Here is a 15884-nt window from a genome sequence, read left to right on the forward strand (position 1 = left end):
TCTGCCCCCACAGGATTCGGTCACAGAATGGCGGAGCCGTGGTTTCTTGTAAAGCGACCAAGGGCTTATTTCGTCCCAAACATGCGATCACCGGCATCGCCCAGTCCGGGCACGATATAGCCCTGCTCGTTCAGGCGCTCGTCCACGGCGGCCGTCACGATAGGCACGTCGGGGTGGGCCTCTTTCATCCGGGCGATTCCCTCCGGGGCGGCCAACAGGCACAGGAACCGGATGTTCGTGGCGCCGGCGGCCTTGATCAGGTCGACCGCCGCGGCCGAGGAATTGCCGGTCGCAAGCATCGGATCCACGGCGATGACCAGGCGGTCTTCCAGATGTTCGGGCAGTTTCGAGTAATATTGCACCGGCTGGAGCGTTTCCTCGTCACGGTAGAGACCGATGAAGCCGACCCGCGCCGCCGGCACCAGGTCGAGCACACCGTCCAGCAGACCGTTGCCCGCCCGCAGGATCGAGACGAGGGCAAGCTTCTTGCCCTCGATCACCGGGGCGTCCATCGGGCAGAGCGGGGTGTCGATCGTCCGGGTCGTCATCGGCAGGTTGCGCGTGACCTCGTAGGCGAGCAGGTGGCTGATCTCGCGCAGCAGCCGACGGAAACTGTTGGTGGAGGTCGTCCGTTCCCGCATCAGGCTGAGCTTGTGCTGCACCAGGGGGTGATCGACGAGGGTAAGATGCTCGGTCATGGGCGGTCCTTCAACTTGGCGGCGACTTTCTCCTTCGTTTCCGCATCGCAGAACGCCGCGTCAAGCGCGGTCTGGTTGAGGGCGGCAAAATCTTCCTCGCCCCAGCCGAAGGTCCGCTCGAGCATCTCGAATTCGCGCGTCATGGTGGTGTGGAAGAACGGGGGGTCGTCGGTGGAAACGGTGACCTTGACGCCGCGGTCCCGCAGGACCGCGATCGGGTGGTCGGCCCAGTCGCCCGACGCGCCGAGAAAGACGTTGGAGCCCGGGCAGACCTCGAGCACCAGCCCGTCTTCGACCACCTTGTCCACGAGCGCGTCGTCGTGGATCACGTTAATCCCGTGACCAAGCCGGCTTGGCGCGAGGTGGCTGACCGTCTCGGCGATCATGTCCGGGCCGCCCCATTCGCCCGCGTGGCAGGTCAGCTCCAGCCCCGCTTCGCGGGCCGCATCGAAGGCCCAGGCGAAATCCCCCGGGCGGCCGACCATTTCGCCCCCAGCCATGCCGAAGCCGGTGAGGAATCGTCCCCTGGTTTCGGCCGCGCAGCGGGCGGCCGGCCGCGCCTGGTCCGGGCCGAGATGGCGGATGCAGGTGACGATGCCGCGCAGGGTGATGCCGAGGGTCGCCTCGGCCTCATCGGCCGCGGCCTCGATGGCCGCGAGATACTCGCGCCAGGCGCTCAGGTCCCCGCCGCCGCAGAAATCGGGCGACAGGAAGGTCTCGGAATAGACCACACCATGGGCCGCGCTTTGCTCCAGCACCGCGAGGGTGAGGCGGTAAAAATCCTCGGGGCCCTGCAGGACGGTGCAGGCCGCCTCGTAGATCTTCAGGAAATGGTCGAAATCGCGATAGGCATAGCCCCCTGTGTCGGAGAAGATGCCGGACAGGTCGATGTTCTTTTCGCGGGCGAGGCCACGGATGAACGCGGGCGGGGCGCCGCCTTCGAGGTGCAGGTGCAGTTCAACCTTGGGAAAGGATTGCCAGCTCATAGAAAGGAAACTCCGGGGCCTTGGGACGGGATGCCCAGGTGGGCGGCGATGGATGCGGCGACGTCGGCATAGGCCAGAAGGCCGAGGCCGCGCGGGCCGACACCGTGGCACAGCACCGGCACCCGCTCCCGGGTATGATCGGTGCCGACCCAGGTCGGGTCGTTGCCGTGGTCGGCGGTGACGATCAGCAGGTCACCCTCGCGCAGGGCGGCAATCACGCGCCCGAGCTCGGCATCGAACCACTCCAGGTGGTCGCGATAGCCTTCGGCATCGCGGCGGTGGCCATAGAGACTGTCGAACTCCACCAGATTGGCGAAGGTCAACGACCCCTCTTCGGCCTCCTGCACGAGATCGTGGATATGGCCCATCAGCGCCCGGTCGTCCCCTTTGCGCACCTCGTCGATGCCGCGCATCGAGAATATGTCGCCGATCTTGCCGACGGCATGGACCCTGCGCCCGGCGGCCTGTCCCCAGTCGCAGAGGGTCGGGCCCGGAGGGGCTATCGCGAAATCCTTACGATTCTGTGTCCGCTGGAAGTGCCCGGGGGTGCCGATGAATGGCCGGGCGATGACCCGGCCGACCTTCATGCCGTGCAGGGTCGGTGCAAGATTTCTGCAAAGATCATAGAGGTTTTCGAGGCCAAACGCCTCTTCGTGCGCAGCAATCTGAAAGACGCTGTCGGCCGAGGTATAGCAGATCGGCCAGCCCGTCTCCAGGTGGTGCGCCCCTTCCTCTTCGATGATCGCGGTGCCGGGCGCATGCCTGTTTCCCAGGATGCCAGAGGTCCCTGCCAGTCGCTTGACCTCTTCGATCAGCGTGTCGGGAAAGGAGTCCTTTGTGTCGGGAAAGGTGTGCCATTCCCAGGGCACCGGCACACCGGCCAGTTCCCAATGACCGGAGGGGGTATCCTTGCCGATGCTGACCTCGGTCGCCGCGCCCCAGGCGCCCGTGGGCGCGGCGTCGAGCCCGCAATCGCCCATGCCCGAGGCCAGTTCCAGCGCAGCACCCAGGCCCAGACGCGCCATCACCGGGACGTTCAGGCCCACGGCCTTGGCGATGTGGCCGACGGTGTTCGCGCCGGTATCCGGTGTGGCCCCGTTGAAGAAGGCGCGGGCGTCGGGGGCGCCGCCGATCCCGACGCTGTCGATCACGACGAGAAAGGCGCGGGTCATCGGTCGATCACTCCATGGAGCAAGGGGGGTATCTCGGGCGCGTCGCCGATCGTGATCGCCGCGAGGATCCGGTGCGCGGCCCGTTGGGCGCTGTCCTCGTCGCGCGCATGCAGGCTGCAGAGCGGATCCCCGCGCGAGACCTTCTGGCCCAGACCTGCGATCTCCGACAGGCCCACGGCGGGGTCGATGCTGTCGCTCTCGGTCTGCCGGCCGCCGCCGAGGCCGACGACGGCAAGGCCCAGCGCCTCGCCGTCGATGGCCAAAACATGGCCCGACATCGGTGCGGGCACATCGCCCACCACCGGTGCGGCGGGCAGATGGGTGCGCCAGTCGGCCTCCATGTCCGGCGGCCCGCCCATCTCGGATACCATGTGGGCGAAATGCTGCATCGCGCGGCCCGACGCGATCGCGCCGGCGATCTTTTCCTCGGCCTCGCCCTCCACCTCGCCCGCCAGCGCAAGAAGGCGGCCGCCGAGCGCGACGCAGAGGTCGTGCAGGCGCGGCGCGGCCGGGCGATTGCCCGCCAGTATCTCCATCGAGACGGCGACCTCCAGCGCGTTGCCCATGGCCGGGGCCAGCGGCTGGTTCATGTCTGTTATCAGCGCGGCGGTGGGGCAGCCCGCGCCGTTCGCGGTCTGGACCAGCGCGGCGGCCAGCGCCCCCGCCTCGGGCAGGGTCGCCATGAAGGCCCCCGAGCCGACCTTGACGTCGAGCACCAGCCCGTCGAGCCCCGCCGCAAGCTTCTTGGACAGGATCGACGCGGTGATCAGGTCGATGGATGTGATCGTCGCGGTGACGTCGCGGATGGCATAGAGCCTGCGGTCCGCCGGGGCGATCCGTGCGCTGGCCCCGACAATGGCGCAACCCGCGCTGCGCACGATCCGGCGCAGCGCCTCCTCGGAGACCTGCGACTGCACACCGGGGATCGCCTCGATCTTGTCGAGCGTGCCGCCGCTGTGCCCCAGCCCGCGACCCGAGATCATCGGCACGAAGACGCCGCAGGCCGCCAGCGCCGGGGCCAGGACCAGCGAGACGCAATCGCCGACGCCGCCAGTCGAGTGCTTGTCGAGGATCGGGCCGGGCAGATCCCAGTCCAGCACATCGCCGGAATCGCGCATCGCCAGGGTCAGCGCGACCCGGGCCGGGTCCGACAGCCCGCTGAGGCAGACCGCCATGGCGAAGGCGCCGGCCTGGGCATCGCTCACCGCACCGGTCGCGAGGCCTCGGGCGAACCAGCCCAGCTCCTCCGCATCCGGCGCCTCGCCCGATCGGACCTTTTGCAGCACGGTGCGGGCGTCGGTCACACCCGGCTCATGTAATCTTTGTCGAAGACCCCGGGCAGAAGCGCGCCGATCGTGGTCTCGAAGGTGGCGCCGTCCGTCGTGGCCAGGGTGACCTTGACATCGGCCTTGCCGAATTCGGCCAGCTTCTGGCGGCAGCCGCCACAGGGAGAGACCGGGACCGGGCTGTCGGCGATCACCGCGACCTCGGCTATCTCGAGATCGCCGCCGGCGACCATGGCCGCGATCGCGCCTGCCTCGGCACAGGTGCCTTCGGGATATGCCACATTCTCAACGTTGCAGCCCTTGTAGACGGTGCCGCCGGCGGTGCGGATCGCGGCGCCGACCTTGAACCTGGAATAGGGAACATGGGCGTTTTCGCGCACCGCGCGGGCGTCGTCGATCAGTGTCATTGGCCGGCTCCTGGTTTTCCGCGACTCTGTTCCGGGGTCGCGAGGGATGCAAGGGCGACGCGACTGGAGACTTGACGATGGCCAGGGCGGCGGCCCGCCTCCCCTCCAAGGCCCCTGCGTCCCGGGCCGCGGCGCGGGGGCGACCACACGATCCCGTTTGCCTTGCGCGGCACGGCGGCGTATGGTTCTCGGCGCATGGTTCAAGGCTCAACCATCTTTCGGGGGGAACGATGACCGACACGCCCAATGACCTTCTGCGGCAGGCAGCGCTGGATTATCACCGGTTCCCGAAACCCGGCAAGCTGGAGGTCCGCGCGACCAAGCCTCTGGCCAACGGGCGCGACCTGGCCCGGGCCTATTCCCCCGGCGTCGCCGAAGCCTGCATCGAGATCAAGGCAGATCCGGACACCGCCCGCGACTATACCTCTCGCGGGAACCTTGTCGCGGTGGTGTCCAACGGCTCGGCGGTGCTGGGGCTGGGCAACATCGGGGCGCTGGCCTCCAAGCCGGTGATGGAAGGCAAGGCGGTCCTGTTCAAGAAATTCGCCTCGATCGACTGTTTCGACATCGAGATCGACGAGCCCGACCCCGAGAAGCTGGCCGACATCGTCTGCGCCCTGGAGCCCACGTTCGGCGCCATCAACCTCGAGGACATCAAGGCGCCCGATTGCTTCATCGTCGAGAAGATCTGCCGCGAGCGGATGAACATCCCGGTCTTTCACGACGACCAGCACGGGACGGCCATCGTAGTGGGCGCCGCCGCGACCAATGCCCTGCGGGTCGCGGGCAAGAACATCGAGGACATCAAGGTGGTCTCGACCGGCGGCGGGGCGGCGGGGATCGCCTGCCTGAACATGCTGCTGAAGCTGGGGCTCAAGCGTGAGAACGTCTGGCTCTGCGACATCGACGGGCTGGTCTATCAGGGTCGCGAAAGCCAGATGACCCCGCAGAAGGCGGAATACGCCCAAGGGACAAACGCGGCGACGCTGGACGACGTCATCGAGGGCGCTGACCTGTTCCTCGGGCTGTCCGGCCCGCGGGTGCTGACGCCCGAGATGGTGTCGAAGATGGCCGCGCGGCCGATCATATTCGCCCTCGCCAACCCGGCGCCCGAGATTCTGCCGGATCTGGCGCGCGCGGTCGCGCCCGATGCGATCATCGCCACGGGCCGGTCGGATTTTCCCAACCAGGTCAACAACGTGCTCTGCTTTCCGTTCATCTTCCGCGGGGCGCTGGATGTCGGCGCGACCGAGATCAACGACGAGATGCAGATCGCCTGTATCGAGGGCATCGCCGCCCTCGCCCGCGCCACCTCCAGCGCCGAGGCGGCGGCGGTCTACCACGGCGAACGGCTGACCTTTGGCGCCGATTACCTGATCCCCAAGCCGTTCGATCCGCGGCTGATAAGCGTGGTCGCCAGCGCCGTCGCCAGGGCGGCGATGGAAACCGGTGTCGCCACCCGCCCGCTGGACGACATGGATGCCTATCGGCGCAAGCTCGACGGGTCGGTGTTCAAGTCGGCCCTGTTGATGCGCCCCGTCTTTCAGGCAGCGGCCACCGCGGCGCGGCGCATCGTCTTTGCCGAGGGCGAGGACGAGCGCGTGCTGCGCGCCGCGCAGGCGATCCTCGAGGAGACGCCGGAACAGCCGATCCTGATCGGCCGGCCCGAGGTGATCGAAAGCCGCTGCGAGCGCTTCGGCCTGACCATCCGGCCCGAGCGCGACTTTCCGATCGTCAACCCAGAGAACGATCCGCGCTACCGCGATTACTGGAGCACCTATCACGAGTTGATGGCGCGGAAGGGCGTCACCCCGGATCTCGCCAAGGCGATCATGCGCACCAACACCACCGCAATCGGCGCCGTCATGGTCCACCGGGACGAGGCCGACAGCCTGATCTGCGGCACTTTCGGGCAGTTCCTCTGGCATCTGAACTACGTCACCCAGGTTCTCGGCACAGGCGGGCTGCACCCGGTCGGGGCGCTGTCGATGATGATCCTCGAGGACGGGCCGCTGTTCATAGCCGACACCCAGGTCCACGCCGAACCCTCGCCCGAGCAGATCGCCGAGACCGCCATGGGCGCCGCCCGCCACGTCCGGCGCTTCGGGCTGGAGCCCAACGTGGCGCTTTGTGCGCATTCCTCCTTCGGCAATCTCGACAGCGACACCGGCCGCCGGATGCGGGCGGCGCTCGAGGTTCTGGACGCGGCGCCGCGCGACTTTTCCTACGAGGGAGAGATGAACGTGGACGCGGCCCTGGACCCCGAGCTGCGCGAGCGGATCTATCCGGGCAGCCGGATGCAGGGCGCGGCCAACGTGCTTCTGTTTCCCAATTCCGACGCGGCCTCGGGGGTGCGCAACATCCTCAAGATGAAGGGCGCCGGGCTCGAGGTCGGGCCGATCCTCATCGGTATGGGCAACCGCGCCCATGTGGTGACACCGGCCATCACCGCGCGCGGCCTGCTGAACATGGCGGCCATCGCCGGCACGCCGGTGGCCCATTACGGCTGATCCAAGGGGACCAGCGCCCCGTCCACCCAGTGGAAATGCCGGTCGCACGGCGCCTCGGTGCCGGGACATTCCGCGCTGCCCGCGTCGAAGGTGATCGTCAGCATCCGCCGCACCTCCGCCCGGCGGTAGCTGCCCTCATAGACCTGCCGATAGCCGCCGTCCGCAAGCCCCAGGAACAGCCGGGTCAGACAGCTTTCTGCGTCGCAATAGAGGTTGGCCGCGGCATCGCAGACGGCGCCCGAATAGCTGACCTCGAGGTCCTCGATCCCGTCGCCATCGAAATCGACCCGGCGCAGGAAATCCGGCTGCACCTCGACGAAGGCCCCGCCCCGCGCCACGCATTCGGCCTCGATCTCGGCCAGCACGTCGCTGGCCGGATCCGGGATCGGCGCGGCCGGGGGGGCGGGGACGTCGCCAACCGGCGGTGGCACTGCCGCGACATCGTCGCCGGGCAGCGGGGGCTCCGGCGCGGGCGGCGGAGGCGCGGGCGGCGGAGGTGGGGGCTGTGCGGGCCAGTTTGCGGGGGCGAGCGTGCTGCCATCCGCAAGCGGACAGACGTCGAACACCGCGCCGAGGGACGGCACCACGTTGTCCAGCGAAAAAGGCCGGTTCGCGCGAACGCGCCGGTTCAGGATGGTGAAGGACCCGGCTGACCCCTGCCCGAACTTCTCGATCAGCGTGGCGTCCCGCACCGGGTCGTAGAGGCTCGAGAAGGTCGCGGCGGCGCCGTCCACGGCCTGCAGCACTATCTTTCCGGCCTCGCGCCGGTCCACGGTCCAGATGCCCTCGATCCGGTCCTGGGCCTCGCGCTCTGTCAAGCGCATCCGGAATTCCAGCGGGCCCGCCTCGTCGCAGCCCATCTCGAGGCAGAAATAGCCGCCCGCGGCGATCTCGCCATAGGGGCAGATGCCCGCGCCCAGCCAGCCGTCGCGGTCCGTCGCGTCCCAGCGCCCCTGGGCCGCAACCGGCCCCGCAGCGCCTATCGCCAGAAGAAGACCAAGCCCGCGTATCATCGGTTTGCCGCCCCAAATGCCCCAGTCCTGGGTACTATGCCCGGGGCCGCTTCGCGGGCAACCCCCGCGCGGTTAGCGCCATCATGTCGCAACGGCTTGCCCGATTGGCCTTCCGGCGCGTAAGACACCTTTGGGACGGAGGATGAATACCATGGGATACAGTGACGTTTACGGCCAGTGGCAGGCCGACCCCGAGGCTTTCTGGATGGCGCAGGCCGAGGCGATCGACTGGTTCGAGAAGCCGTCGAAGGCGCTCTTCGCCGACAAGGCCCCGCTTTACGAGTGGTTCGCCGATGGGCAGGTCAACGGTTGCTGGAACGCGGTCGACCGCCACGTGGCCGCCGGCCACGGTGCCCGCGTGGCGATCATCCACGACAGCCCGGTGACCGGCACCAAGCACGAGATCACCTATGCCGAATTGCAGGATCGCGTCGCGTCGCTGGCAGGGGCGCTGCGGGTGCAGGGGATCGAAAAGGGCGACCGGGTCATCATCTACATGCCGATGGTGCCCGAGGCGCTGGAGGCGATGCTGGCCTGTGCGCGGCTGGGGGCGATCCATTCGGTGGTCTTCGGCGGCTTCGCAGCCCATGAGCTTGCCGTCCGGATCGACGATTGCACGCCCAAGGCGGTGATCGCGGCCTCCTGCGGGATAGAGCCCGGGCGGGTCGTTCATTACAAGCCGCTGGTGGACGGGGCGCTCGAGCAGGCCACCCACAAGCCCGCGTTCTGCGTGATCCTGCAGCGCGAGCAGGAGGTGGCGAAGCTGACCGAGGGGCGGGATTTCGACTGGCACGCGTTCCAGGCCGGGGTCGCTCCCGCAGAGTGCGTGCCCGTCGCGGGCAACCACCCGGCCTATATCCTCTACACCTCCGGCACGACAGGGGCGCCCAAGGGCGTGGTGCGGCCGACCGGCGGGCACCTCGTGGCGCTGAACTGGACGATGAAGGCGATCTACAACGTCGAGCCGGGAGAGGTCTTCTGGGCCGCCTCCGACGTGGGCTGGGTCGTCGGCCACAGCTATATCTGCTACGCGCCCCTGATACACGGCAACACGACGATCGTCTTCGAGGGCAAGCCCGTGGGGACGCCGGATGCCGGCACTTTCTGGCGCGTGATCGAAGAGCACAAGGTGGCGTCGTTTTTCACCGCGCCTACCGCGCTGCGGGCGGTCAAGCGGGATGACCCGAAGGGCGAGCTGATCGGCGATTATGATCTTTCCCGCCTGCGGGGGATTTACCTGGCCGGCGAGCGGGCGGACCCAGACACCATCGCCTGGACGCAGGAAAAGACCGGCAAGCCGATATACGACCACTGGTGGCAGACTGAGACCGGCTACACCATCGCAGGCAACCCGGTGGGAATCGAGGCGTTGCCGGTCAAGATCGGCTCCCCCACGGTGCCGATGCCCGGCTATGACGTCCAGATCCTGGGCGAGGACGGCCACGCGCTGCCCGACGGCGAGTTGGGTGCCATCGCGGTCAAGCTGCCGCTGCCGCCCGGGACCCTTCCGACCCTCTGGAATGCCGAAGACCGGTTCCGCAAATCCTACCTCGCGCATTTTCCCGGGTATTACGAGACCGGAGATGCAGGGATGAAGGACGAGGACGGCTATCTCTGGATCATGGCGCGGACCGACGACGTCATCAACGTCGCCGGACACCGGTTGTCCACCGGCGGCATGGAGGAGGTGCTGGCCGCGCATCCGGACGTGGCCGAGTGCGCCGTGATCGGCGTCACCGATGACCTGAAGGGGCAGCTGCCCTTGGGGTTCCTGTGCCTGAACAAGGGCTGCGACCGGCCGCACGCCGAGATCGTCAGGGAATGTGTGGGGCGCGTGCGCGACCAGATCGGCCCGGTTGCGGCCTTCAAGCTGGCCGCCGTCGTGGACCGGCTGCCCAAGACGCGCTCGGGCAAGATCCTGCGGGCGACGATGGTCAAGATCGCCGACAACGCGGACTTCAGGATGCCGGCCACGATCGACGATCCGGCGATCCTGGACGAAATCCGCGCGGCCCTGCGGCCCCTCGGCTACGGCGGCGCATAGCGCACCAAAGGGACGGTGGGCGGGGCGATGCCGAAGGCGAGCGTCGTCCATCGTCGCGAACGTCCAAAACCGCGCGGGAAACACCCGCGCGGTTGTGAGGGATCCAGATTATTCTCCGAATAATCTCGCGCCGTTCAGAAGCCATGGATGAAGATGACACCCGTCTGCCCGCCGCTCTGATCGAGATTGGCATCGGTGTTTCGGCCGGATTGGAAGATGGCGCCTGCATTGTCGCAATTGCGCTGGTTGATCGTCCCCCGGTGGCCCGAGCCCTGCTGTTCGATCAGCGCGAAATCGCAGGCCCCCTGGTAGATGCCGGCGGCATTGTCGGCGCCGCGCTGGGTCACGTGTCCGTTTTCCTCGATATCCTTGTGCAGCGCATAGGCCGCGAGGCCGAACCGCACGAGGGCCGCTTCCTCGGCGTTGCGCGGGTTGATGGTCAGCCAGGCCTGACCGTCAGCAGCGGCGGTCAGGGCGCTCAGGCAGAGAGCGATGGAGAGAAGCGTCGTGCGGAACATGGCAGTATTCCTTTTATGTTAGTGTGTTACAGGGTCAGTGCGTCATCGGGCAGACGAGGGTCTGCCCCTCCAATTCAAGGGTCAGCGTGCCGTCCACATCGGCCGCGCGGCCCGAGAATTGCGATTGGCCCAGAGTGGCGCTTTCGCCGGCGGACAGGACCAGCGGGCCGCCCTGCCGGATTGTGGCGCTGCCGCCAGAGCCCGACGTCCGCAGATCGAAGCTGTAGCTGCCCGAAACGGCCTTGCGCGCCTGCACCACGCCTTCGACAGAGACCATGCGTCCGGCCTCGGTGACAGTGAGCGCACAGGACACCGGGGCATCTTCCGCGCCCCCCGTGGCCGCGCCGAGAGGCACGGCACAGGCGGTGGTGATGGCTGTCGCGGTGGCCACGGCGATGAGTTTGAGGGGATGGGTCATGAGAGACGTCCTTTCCTTGGGGGAGGGCGGGGATGCGGTCATCGCATCCCCGGTCGCGGTTTTCAGTCCTGGATGATCACGGAGACATTGCCGGAGCCACGCTGGGTCGTGCGGGCAGAGTTGCCGCGGCCCGCCTGGATGATCGCCGAGGCGTTGCCCCGGCCGGCCTGGAAGGTGTCCGCGCTGTGGCCCGAGCCGTATTGCGCCGTGCCCGAGATGTTGCGCCGGCCGTACTGGGTGGTGCCGGCGCCGTTGTGCGCCCCGGTCTGGCCGACGACCGTCCGGTTGTGCGCGCCGTCCTGAACCGAGATCGAGGTGTTGGACCAGCCGTCCTGGTAGACCGACAGGCTGTTGCGGAAGCCGAACTGGCCGCCGCCCACTTCGTTGCCATGGCCGAACTGTTCCAGAGTGACCCGGTTGCGGTCAGCAGAGGCCGGGGCGGCCACCCCCAGGACGAGGGCCAGGGCGAGGGACGAGGTCTTGATCAGAGTGGTGAAGGTCATGGGTAGCATCCTTGTGTCTGGTGTGTCTGGTGCCTGTCGCGGCAGCGTTGAGGTTCGATCTCGACCCCGTGCCGTCAGCGACGCGGCGTCGATGACCTCATCAGGCGGCCAGCCCCGATCGCAGGCAATAACGCCACGGCGCTAGGGCATGACGCTGGGTCAGACAGTCGATGTCAGGATGCTGTCATCGGATATCAGGCCAATGCCCGGTTGAGCCAGGCACATGATTTTTCGCGAAAAATCAGGGGTGGCGCCGGTGGCGCACTCAGCGGCCGATCAAACGAATTGCTCTCGGATCAGACGTTCTTCCAGCCCGTGGCCTGGATCGAACAGAATGCGGTGTGCCACGTCGGGCGCGCTTCGGATCTCGACCTGGGCCACCGATTTGACCGAACTGCTGTCGGCATCGGCCATCACCGGACGTTTCTCCGGTTCCAGCACGTCGAATCGCACGACCGAGCCCTTGGGAATCAGCGCCCCCCGCCAGCGCCGGGGCCGGAACGCCGCCACGGCCGTGATCGCCAGAACCTCGGAGCCGATCGGCAGGATCGGCCCGTGGGCGGAATAATTGTAGGCGGTGGAGCCCGCAGGCGTCGCCACCAGCGCGCCGTCGCAGACAAGCTCTTGCAGCCGCATCCGGCCATCGACCGAGATCTGCAGCTTGGCCGCCTGCGGGCCCGCCCGCAGCAGCGAGACCTCGTTGATCGCAAGCGCCTCGTGGGTCTCGCCGCTTACCGTCACGGCCCGCATCGACAGCGGGTTGACCACGGTCTCCTCGGCCCGGGCCAGCCGCTCGACCAGGGCATCGGCGCGAAAGGAATTCATCAGGAAGCCGACAGTACCCCGGTTCATGCCGTAGACCGGCGTCCCGGTGCCCTGCACCCGGTGGAGGGTCTGCAACATGAACCCGTCGCCGCCCAGCGCCACCACCACGTCGGCCGCATCCAGCGGATGGTTGCCGTAGCGAACGGCCAGGTCGCCCATCGCCTGCTCAGCCTTGGGGGAGTTGCTCGCGACGAAGGCGATGCGGGGCGGGGACATGGGCGCGGCCTTCGCTGGTTTCCCGCGCACCCTGCCCCGCTGTCTATCGGAAAGGCAAGCGCACGATCTGCGTCGGTCTGCCCCGACAACGGGTCGGATTCCCTCTTTAGCCGACGGTCCCGCAAGGATAGAAGGACGCAACTTTGCCATAAGGCCCCAAGGGAGACCAGCCCATGAACGTGCGTACCCGTGACGACGGCTTTTTCACCGAAAGCCTGGAAACCCGCGATCCCGCCATCTGGAAAGCCATGGAGCAGGAGCTTGGCCGCCAGCGCAACGAGATCGAGTTGATCGCCTCCGAAAACATCGTCTCTGCCGCCGTGATGCAGGCCCAGGGCGGCGTGATGACGAACAAGTATGCCGAAGGCTACCCGGGCCGGCGCTATTACGGCGGCTGCCAATACGTGGACATCGCCGAGACCCTGGCGATCGAGCGGGCCTGCGAGCTGTTCGACTGCGGCTTTGCCAACGTGCAGCCGAATTCCGGCAGCCAGGCCAACCAGGGGGTGTTCACGGCCCTGCTGCAGCCAGGCGACACCATTCTGGGCATGAGCCTCGATGCCGGCGGCCACCTGACCCACGGCGCCAAGCCCAACCAGTCGGGCAAGTGGTTCAACGCGATCCAGTACGGCGTCCGCCAGCAGGATTCGGCCGTTGACTACGAAGAGATCGCGCGGCTCGCGACCGAGCATCACCCCAAGATGATCATCGCCGGCGGCTCGGCCATACCGCGCATCCTCGACTTCGCCAAGTTCCGCGAGATCGCCGACAGCGTGGGTGCCTACCTGCTGGTCGACATGGCGCATTTCGCAGGGCTGGTGGCTGCAGGGCTTTACCCCTCGCCCTTCCCCCATGCCCATGTCGCGACCACGACGACCCACAAGACCCTGCGCGGCCCGCGCGGCGGCATGATCCTGACCAATGACGAGGCTCTGGCGAAGAAGTTCAACTCCGCCATCTTCCCCGGCATCCAGGGCGGCCCGCTGATGCATGTGATCGCCGGCAAGGCCGTGGCCTTCGGCGAGGCGCTGCGCCCCGAGTTCAAGACCTACCAGGCGGAGGTCGTCAAGAACGCACAGGCCCTGGCCGATCAGTTGATGAAGGGCGGGCTCGACATCGTCACGGGCGGGACCGACAGCCACGTGATGCTCGTCGACCTGCGCCCCAAGGGCGTGAAGGGCAACGAGACCGAAAAGGCGCTGGAGCGGGCCCACATCACCTGCAACAAGAACGGCATCCCGTTCGACCCCGAGAAGCCGACCGTCACCTCCGGCATCCGCCTCGGCTCTCCGGCGGGCACGACCCGCGGCTTCGGCGAGCCCGAGTTCCGCCAGGTGGCCGACTGGATCGTCGAGGTCGTCGACGGGCTCGCCGCCAACGGCTCCGAGGCCAACGGGGACGTCGAGGAGAAAGTGCGCATCGGCGTCGAACAGATGTGCGCCCGCTTCCCGATCTACCCGACCCTGTGAGCCTGCACACGGACGTCTACGGCGAGGGGCAGCCGCGGCGGCTGCTGCTCGCCCACGGGCTGTTCGGCTCCGCCCGCAATTGGGGGGCGATCGCCAAACGGCTGGCGGACAGCTTCGAGGTGACGGTCCCGGACATGCGCAATCACGGGCAGAGCCCGTGGTTCGACAGCCACGGCTACGAGGACATGGCCGAGGACCTGGCCCCGCTCGCCGGCGGTGATGTCGTGGGGCATTCGATGGGCGGCAAGGCGGCGATGGTGCTGGCCCTGCGCCACCCCGAGCGCGTCGAGCGCCTGATCGTGGCCGACATCGCGCCCGTCGCCTATTCCCACAGCCAGACTGCGCTGATCGAGGCGATGCAGGCGCTCGACCCCGCACAGCCCTCCCGTTCAGCCGCGCGGGCGGCGCTGGACGTGCCCGAGGAGGTGCGCGACTTCCTGCTCCAGAGCCTCGACATGAAGGCCGGCCGGTGGCGGCTGAACCTCGATGTGCTGGCCGCCGAGATGGACCGGATCATCGGCTTTCCCGACATCGACGGGCGCTATGAAGGCCCGACGCTTTTCCTGTCCGGCGGCGAGAGCAGCTATGTCCTGCCCGAGCACCGGGACCGCATCAAGGCACTGTTTCCAAACGCCCAGTTCGCCAAGCTGCCCGGCGTGGGCCATTGGCTCCATGCAGAGAAACCGCGGGATTTCGAGGCCTCGGTGCGGGCGTTCTTCACCTAGGCCTCGCCCGAACTCAGCACGTAGACAGCGACCGCCCAGAGCGGAAGCGCGACCAGGAAGGTGATATAGGCCCGGCGCACGATGCGATGCTTGAGCCGCGCGATGCTGGCGACCGCGTGGCACTGGTCGGCGAGGTCGGCAAGATAGGCCGCGGCGTCCAGCGCCTCTGCCCGTGCCCGAAACGCCCGGACGTCCTGCTGCGCGACGGTGCCGAAGAACAGCATGGAGCCCTCCGCGGGGCGCAGGCGCGGCACCACCGAGACAGCCACGAAGACGAACACCGCAACCAGCGGCACCAGGCTGATGTGGAAGGCGATGCCGGTCGCTGCGGTGAAGGGCGAGGTTCGGAACAGGGCGGCCAGCACGCCGACCATGGCAGAGGTTGTGGGCACGAGCAGCGCCATCTTGAGGTCGGCGGCGCGCACGGCCTCGGTCATCCTCGCGAGGTTCTTTTCCATGATCTCGGCCCGCTGGAGGGGGGCCAGATCCGAGGCGTTGGTGACCGCGTCCATTAGAAATGCTGGTACGCGGGGGATGGGGTTGTCAATGGGACGGCTTCACGGTTGAAACGGGGGATAGGTATCTGGCTTTATTCGGGAATCGCGATGCATGAGTCTTGCGGAGCCGTTTGAGTCCGGGTGGATGCGCGGCCCGGTTCGCGTGGTGGTACTCCGGTGCGGCAGGGGCGATGTGTCGGCGCTACGATCATGCCGGCCGAGGTGGTCGAGGGCTCGGTGCGCCTGCCGGTCGGGCAGCCGCCCGATGCCGAGGGCAAGGCGGCGGACGAGGAGGCGCGTCAGGCGGCCAAGCTGGAGCGCCTGCGCCGCGCGCGGCTGGGGCCGAAGGTGACGGAGCGGCGCGAGCAGGAGGCCGAGGTGGCGGAGATCACGGAGGTCATCGAGGCCGGGGCGATGGCGTTCCGGCAGACGGCGCCGAAGGGGTAAGGGGTGGGGCGGACCGGGTGCGCGGCGGTGTCAGCAAACCGTGTTGGCGCGAGGGCCTGAAGCGAGCAGCAGCCTGAGCGCATGAAGGTAGGATCGGTCCGCGTTGCTTCGGGCGGCATGCCATCGGCCGTAGGCTGCAAGGTTCTTTGA

At 67.8% G+C, this 15884-nt stretch carries 16 protein-coding genes; 5 read left to right on the plus strand and 11 right to left on the minus strand.

Annotated features, from left to right (window positions below; all coding sequences use genetic code 11):
* Positions 1-65: 65 nt before the first annotated feature.
* Genes upp through ROA7023_RS16905 form a run of 5 tightly spaced genes read right to left on the minus strand, consistent with a single transcriptional unit; the run spans position 66 to position 4549 of the window.
* Complete coding sequence (gene upp, locus ROA7023_RS16885; protein WP_085880209.1) at positions 66-698, minus strand: uracil phosphoribosyltransferase; 633 nt, start codon at positions 696-698, stop codon at positions 66-68.
* Positions 695-1684 (minus strand): adenosine deaminase, encoded by a 990-nt coding sequence (locus ROA7023_RS16890; RefSeq protein ID WP_085880210.1) that lies wholly within the window; start codon positions 1682-1684, stop codon positions 695-697. Before ROA7023_RS16890 ends, upp begins: the two co-directional genes overlap by 4 nt.
* Positions 1681-2856, minus strand: a complete 1176-nt coding sequence (locus ROA7023_RS16895; RefSeq protein WP_085880211.1) for a phosphopentomutase — start codon at positions 2854-2856, stop codon at positions 1681-1683. Before ROA7023_RS16895 ends, ROA7023_RS16890 begins: the two co-directional genes overlap by 4 nt.
* On the minus strand, positions 2853-4160 hold the full coding sequence (locus tag ROA7023_RS16900; protein WP_085880212.1) for a thymidine phosphorylase: 1308 nt from the start codon (positions 4158-4160) through the stop codon (positions 2853-2855). Before ROA7023_RS16900 ends, ROA7023_RS16895 begins: the two co-directional genes overlap by 4 nt.
* Entirely contained in the window at positions 4157-4549 is a 393-nt protein-coding gene (locus ROA7023_RS16905; RefSeq protein WP_085880213.1) for a cytidine deaminase, read from the minus strand. Before ROA7023_RS16905 ends, ROA7023_RS16900 begins: the two co-directional genes overlap by 4 nt.
* A gap of 230 nt (positions 4550-4779) precedes the next feature.
* Between ROA7023_RS16905 and ROA7023_RS16910 the strand changes: the two genes are divergently transcribed.
* Complete coding sequence (locus tag ROA7023_RS16910) at positions 4780-7059, plus strand: NADP-dependent malic enzyme (protein WP_085880214.1); 2280 nt, start codon at positions 4780-4782, stop codon at positions 7057-7059.
* On the opposite strand, the gene ROA7023_RS24850 is transcribed toward ROA7023_RS16910, so the two are convergent.
* Positions 7050-8072, minus strand: coding sequence for a hypothetical protein (locus ROA7023_RS24850; RefSeq protein WP_085880215.1), 1023 nt, complete (start codon positions 8070-8072; stop codon positions 7050-7052). The genes ROA7023_RS16910 and ROA7023_RS24850 overlap by 10 nt on opposite strands.
* Positions 8073-8223: 151 nt before the next feature.
* On the opposite strand from ROA7023_RS24850, the gene ROA7023_RS16920 reads away from it, so the two are divergent.
* A complete protein-coding gene (locus ROA7023_RS16920) occupies positions 8224-10116 on the plus strand; it encodes a propionyl-CoA synthetase (RefSeq protein WP_085880216.1) in 1893 nt (630 codons plus the stop codon).
* Between the two features lie 134 nt (positions 10117-10250).
* On the opposite strand, the gene ROA7023_RS16925 is transcribed toward ROA7023_RS16920, so the two are convergent.
* From ROA7023_RS16925 to ROA7023_RS16940, 4 genes are all read right to left on the minus strand, one after another.
* Entirely contained in the window at positions 10251-10634 is a 384-nt protein-coding gene (locus tag ROA7023_RS16925) for a hypothetical protein (protein ID WP_085880217.1), read from the minus strand.
* Between the two features lie 34 nt (positions 10635-10668).
* Positions 10669-11052, minus strand: coding sequence for a curli-like amyloid fiber formation chaperone CsgH (gene csgH, locus ROA7023_RS16930; RefSeq protein WP_085880218.1), 384 nt, complete (start codon positions 11050-11052; stop codon positions 10669-10671).
* A 62-nt stretch (positions 11053-11114) separates the two neighbouring features.
* Entirely contained in the window at positions 11115-11555 is a 441-nt protein-coding gene (locus ROA7023_RS16935) for a curlin (RefSeq protein ID WP_159458563.1), read from the minus strand.
* Between the two features lie 276 nt (positions 11556-11831).
* Positions 11832-12596, minus strand: a complete 765-nt coding sequence (locus tag ROA7023_RS16940) for an NAD kinase (protein WP_085880220.1) — start codon at positions 12594-12596, stop codon at positions 11832-11834.
* Between the two features lie 173 nt (positions 12597-12769).
* Here ROA7023_RS16940 and glyA point away from each other — a divergent pair, with 173 nt between their 5' ends.
* Both glyA and ROA7023_RS16950 read left to right on the plus strand, forming a co-directional pair.
* A complete protein-coding gene (gene glyA, locus ROA7023_RS16945; protein ID WP_085880221.1) occupies positions 12770-14065 on the plus strand; it encodes a serine hydroxymethyltransferase in 1296 nt (431 codons plus the stop codon).
* Positions 14062-14790: an alpha/beta fold hydrolase gene (locus ROA7023_RS16950; RefSeq protein ID WP_085880222.1), complete on the plus strand. Its 729-nt coding sequence runs from the start codon at positions 14062-14064 to the stop codon at positions 14788-14790. The genes glyA and ROA7023_RS16950 overlap by 4 nt, the downstream gene beginning before the upstream one ends.
* Here ROA7023_RS16950 and ROA7023_RS16955 read toward each other — a convergent pair.
* Positions 14787-15302: a Pycsar system effector family protein gene (locus ROA7023_RS16955; RefSeq protein ID WP_085880223.1), complete on the minus strand. Its 516-nt coding sequence runs from the start codon at positions 15300-15302 to the stop codon at positions 14787-14789. The genes ROA7023_RS16950 and ROA7023_RS16955 overlap by 4 nt on opposite strands.
* Before the next feature lie 195 nt (positions 15303-15497).
* Between ROA7023_RS16955 and ROA7023_RS16960 the strand changes: the two genes are divergently transcribed.
* On the plus strand, positions 15498-15734 hold the full coding sequence (locus tag ROA7023_RS16960; RefSeq protein WP_085880224.1) for a hypothetical protein: 237 nt from the start codon (positions 15498-15500) through the stop codon (positions 15732-15734).
* Positions 15735-15884: the final 150 nt, after the last annotated feature.

It is taken from the genome of Roseisalinus antarcticus, from assembly GCF_900172355.1.
Lineage (GTDB): Bacteria > Pseudomonadota > Alphaproteobacteria > Rhodobacterales > Rhodobacteraceae > Oceanicola > Oceanicola antarcticus_A.

Excerpts from the sequence above, each read along its gene's own strand:
- upp (WP_085880209.1), bottom strand. The coding sequence starts at position 698 with ATGACCGAGCATCTTACCCTCGTCGATCACCCCCTGGTGCAGCACAAG.
- ROA7023_RS16890 (WP_085880210.1), bottom strand. The coding sequence starts at position 1,684 with ATGAGCTGGCAATCCTTTCCCAAGGTTGAACTGCACCTGCACCTCGAA.
- ROA7023_RS16895 (WP_085880211.1), bottom strand. The coding sequence starts at position 2,856 with ATGACCCGCGCCTTTCTCGTCGTGATCGACAGCGTCGGGATCGGCGGC.
- ROA7023_RS16905 (WP_085880213.1), bottom strand. The coding sequence starts at position 4,549 with ATGACACTGATCGACGACGCCCGCGCGGTGCGCGAAAACGCCCATGTT.
- ROA7023_RS16910 (WP_085880214.1), top strand. The coding sequence starts at position 4,780 with ATGACCGACACGCCCAATGACCTTCTGCGGCAGGCAGCGCTGGATTAT.
- ROA7023_RS24850 (WP_085880215.1), bottom strand. The coding sequence starts at position 8,072 with ATGATACGCGGGCTTGGTCTTCTTCTGGCGATAGGCGCTGCGGGGCCG.
- ROA7023_RS16920 (WP_085880216.1), top strand. The coding sequence starts at position 8,224 with ATGGGATACAGTGACGTTTACGGCCAGTGGCAGGCCGACCCCGAGGCT.
- ROA7023_RS16925 (WP_085880217.1), bottom strand. The coding sequence starts at position 10,634 with ATGTTCCGCACGACGCTTCTCTCCATCGCTCTCTGCCTGAGCGCCCTG.
- csgH (WP_085880218.1), bottom strand. The coding sequence starts at position 11,052 with ATGACCCATCCCCTCAAACTCATCGCCGTGGCCACCGCGACAGCCATC.
- ROA7023_RS16935 (WP_159458563.1), bottom strand. The coding sequence starts at position 11,555 with ATGACCTTCACCACTCTGATCAAGACCTCGTCCCTCGCCCTGGCCCTC.
- ROA7023_RS16940 (WP_085880220.1), bottom strand. The coding sequence starts at position 12,596 with ATGTCCCCGCCCCGCATCGCCTTCGTCGCGAGCAACTCCCCCAAGGCT.
- glyA (WP_085880221.1), top strand. The coding sequence starts at position 12,770 with ATGAACGTGCGTACCCGTGACGACGGCTTTTTCACCGAAAGCCTGGAA.
- ROA7023_RS16955 (WP_085880223.1), bottom strand. The coding sequence starts at position 15,302 with ATGGACGCGGTCACCAACGCCTCGGATCTGGCCCCCCTCCAGCGGGCC.
- ROA7023_RS16960 (WP_085880224.1), top strand. The coding sequence starts at position 15,498 with ATGCCGGCCGAGGTGGTCGAGGGCTCGGTGCGCCTGCCGGTCGGGCAG.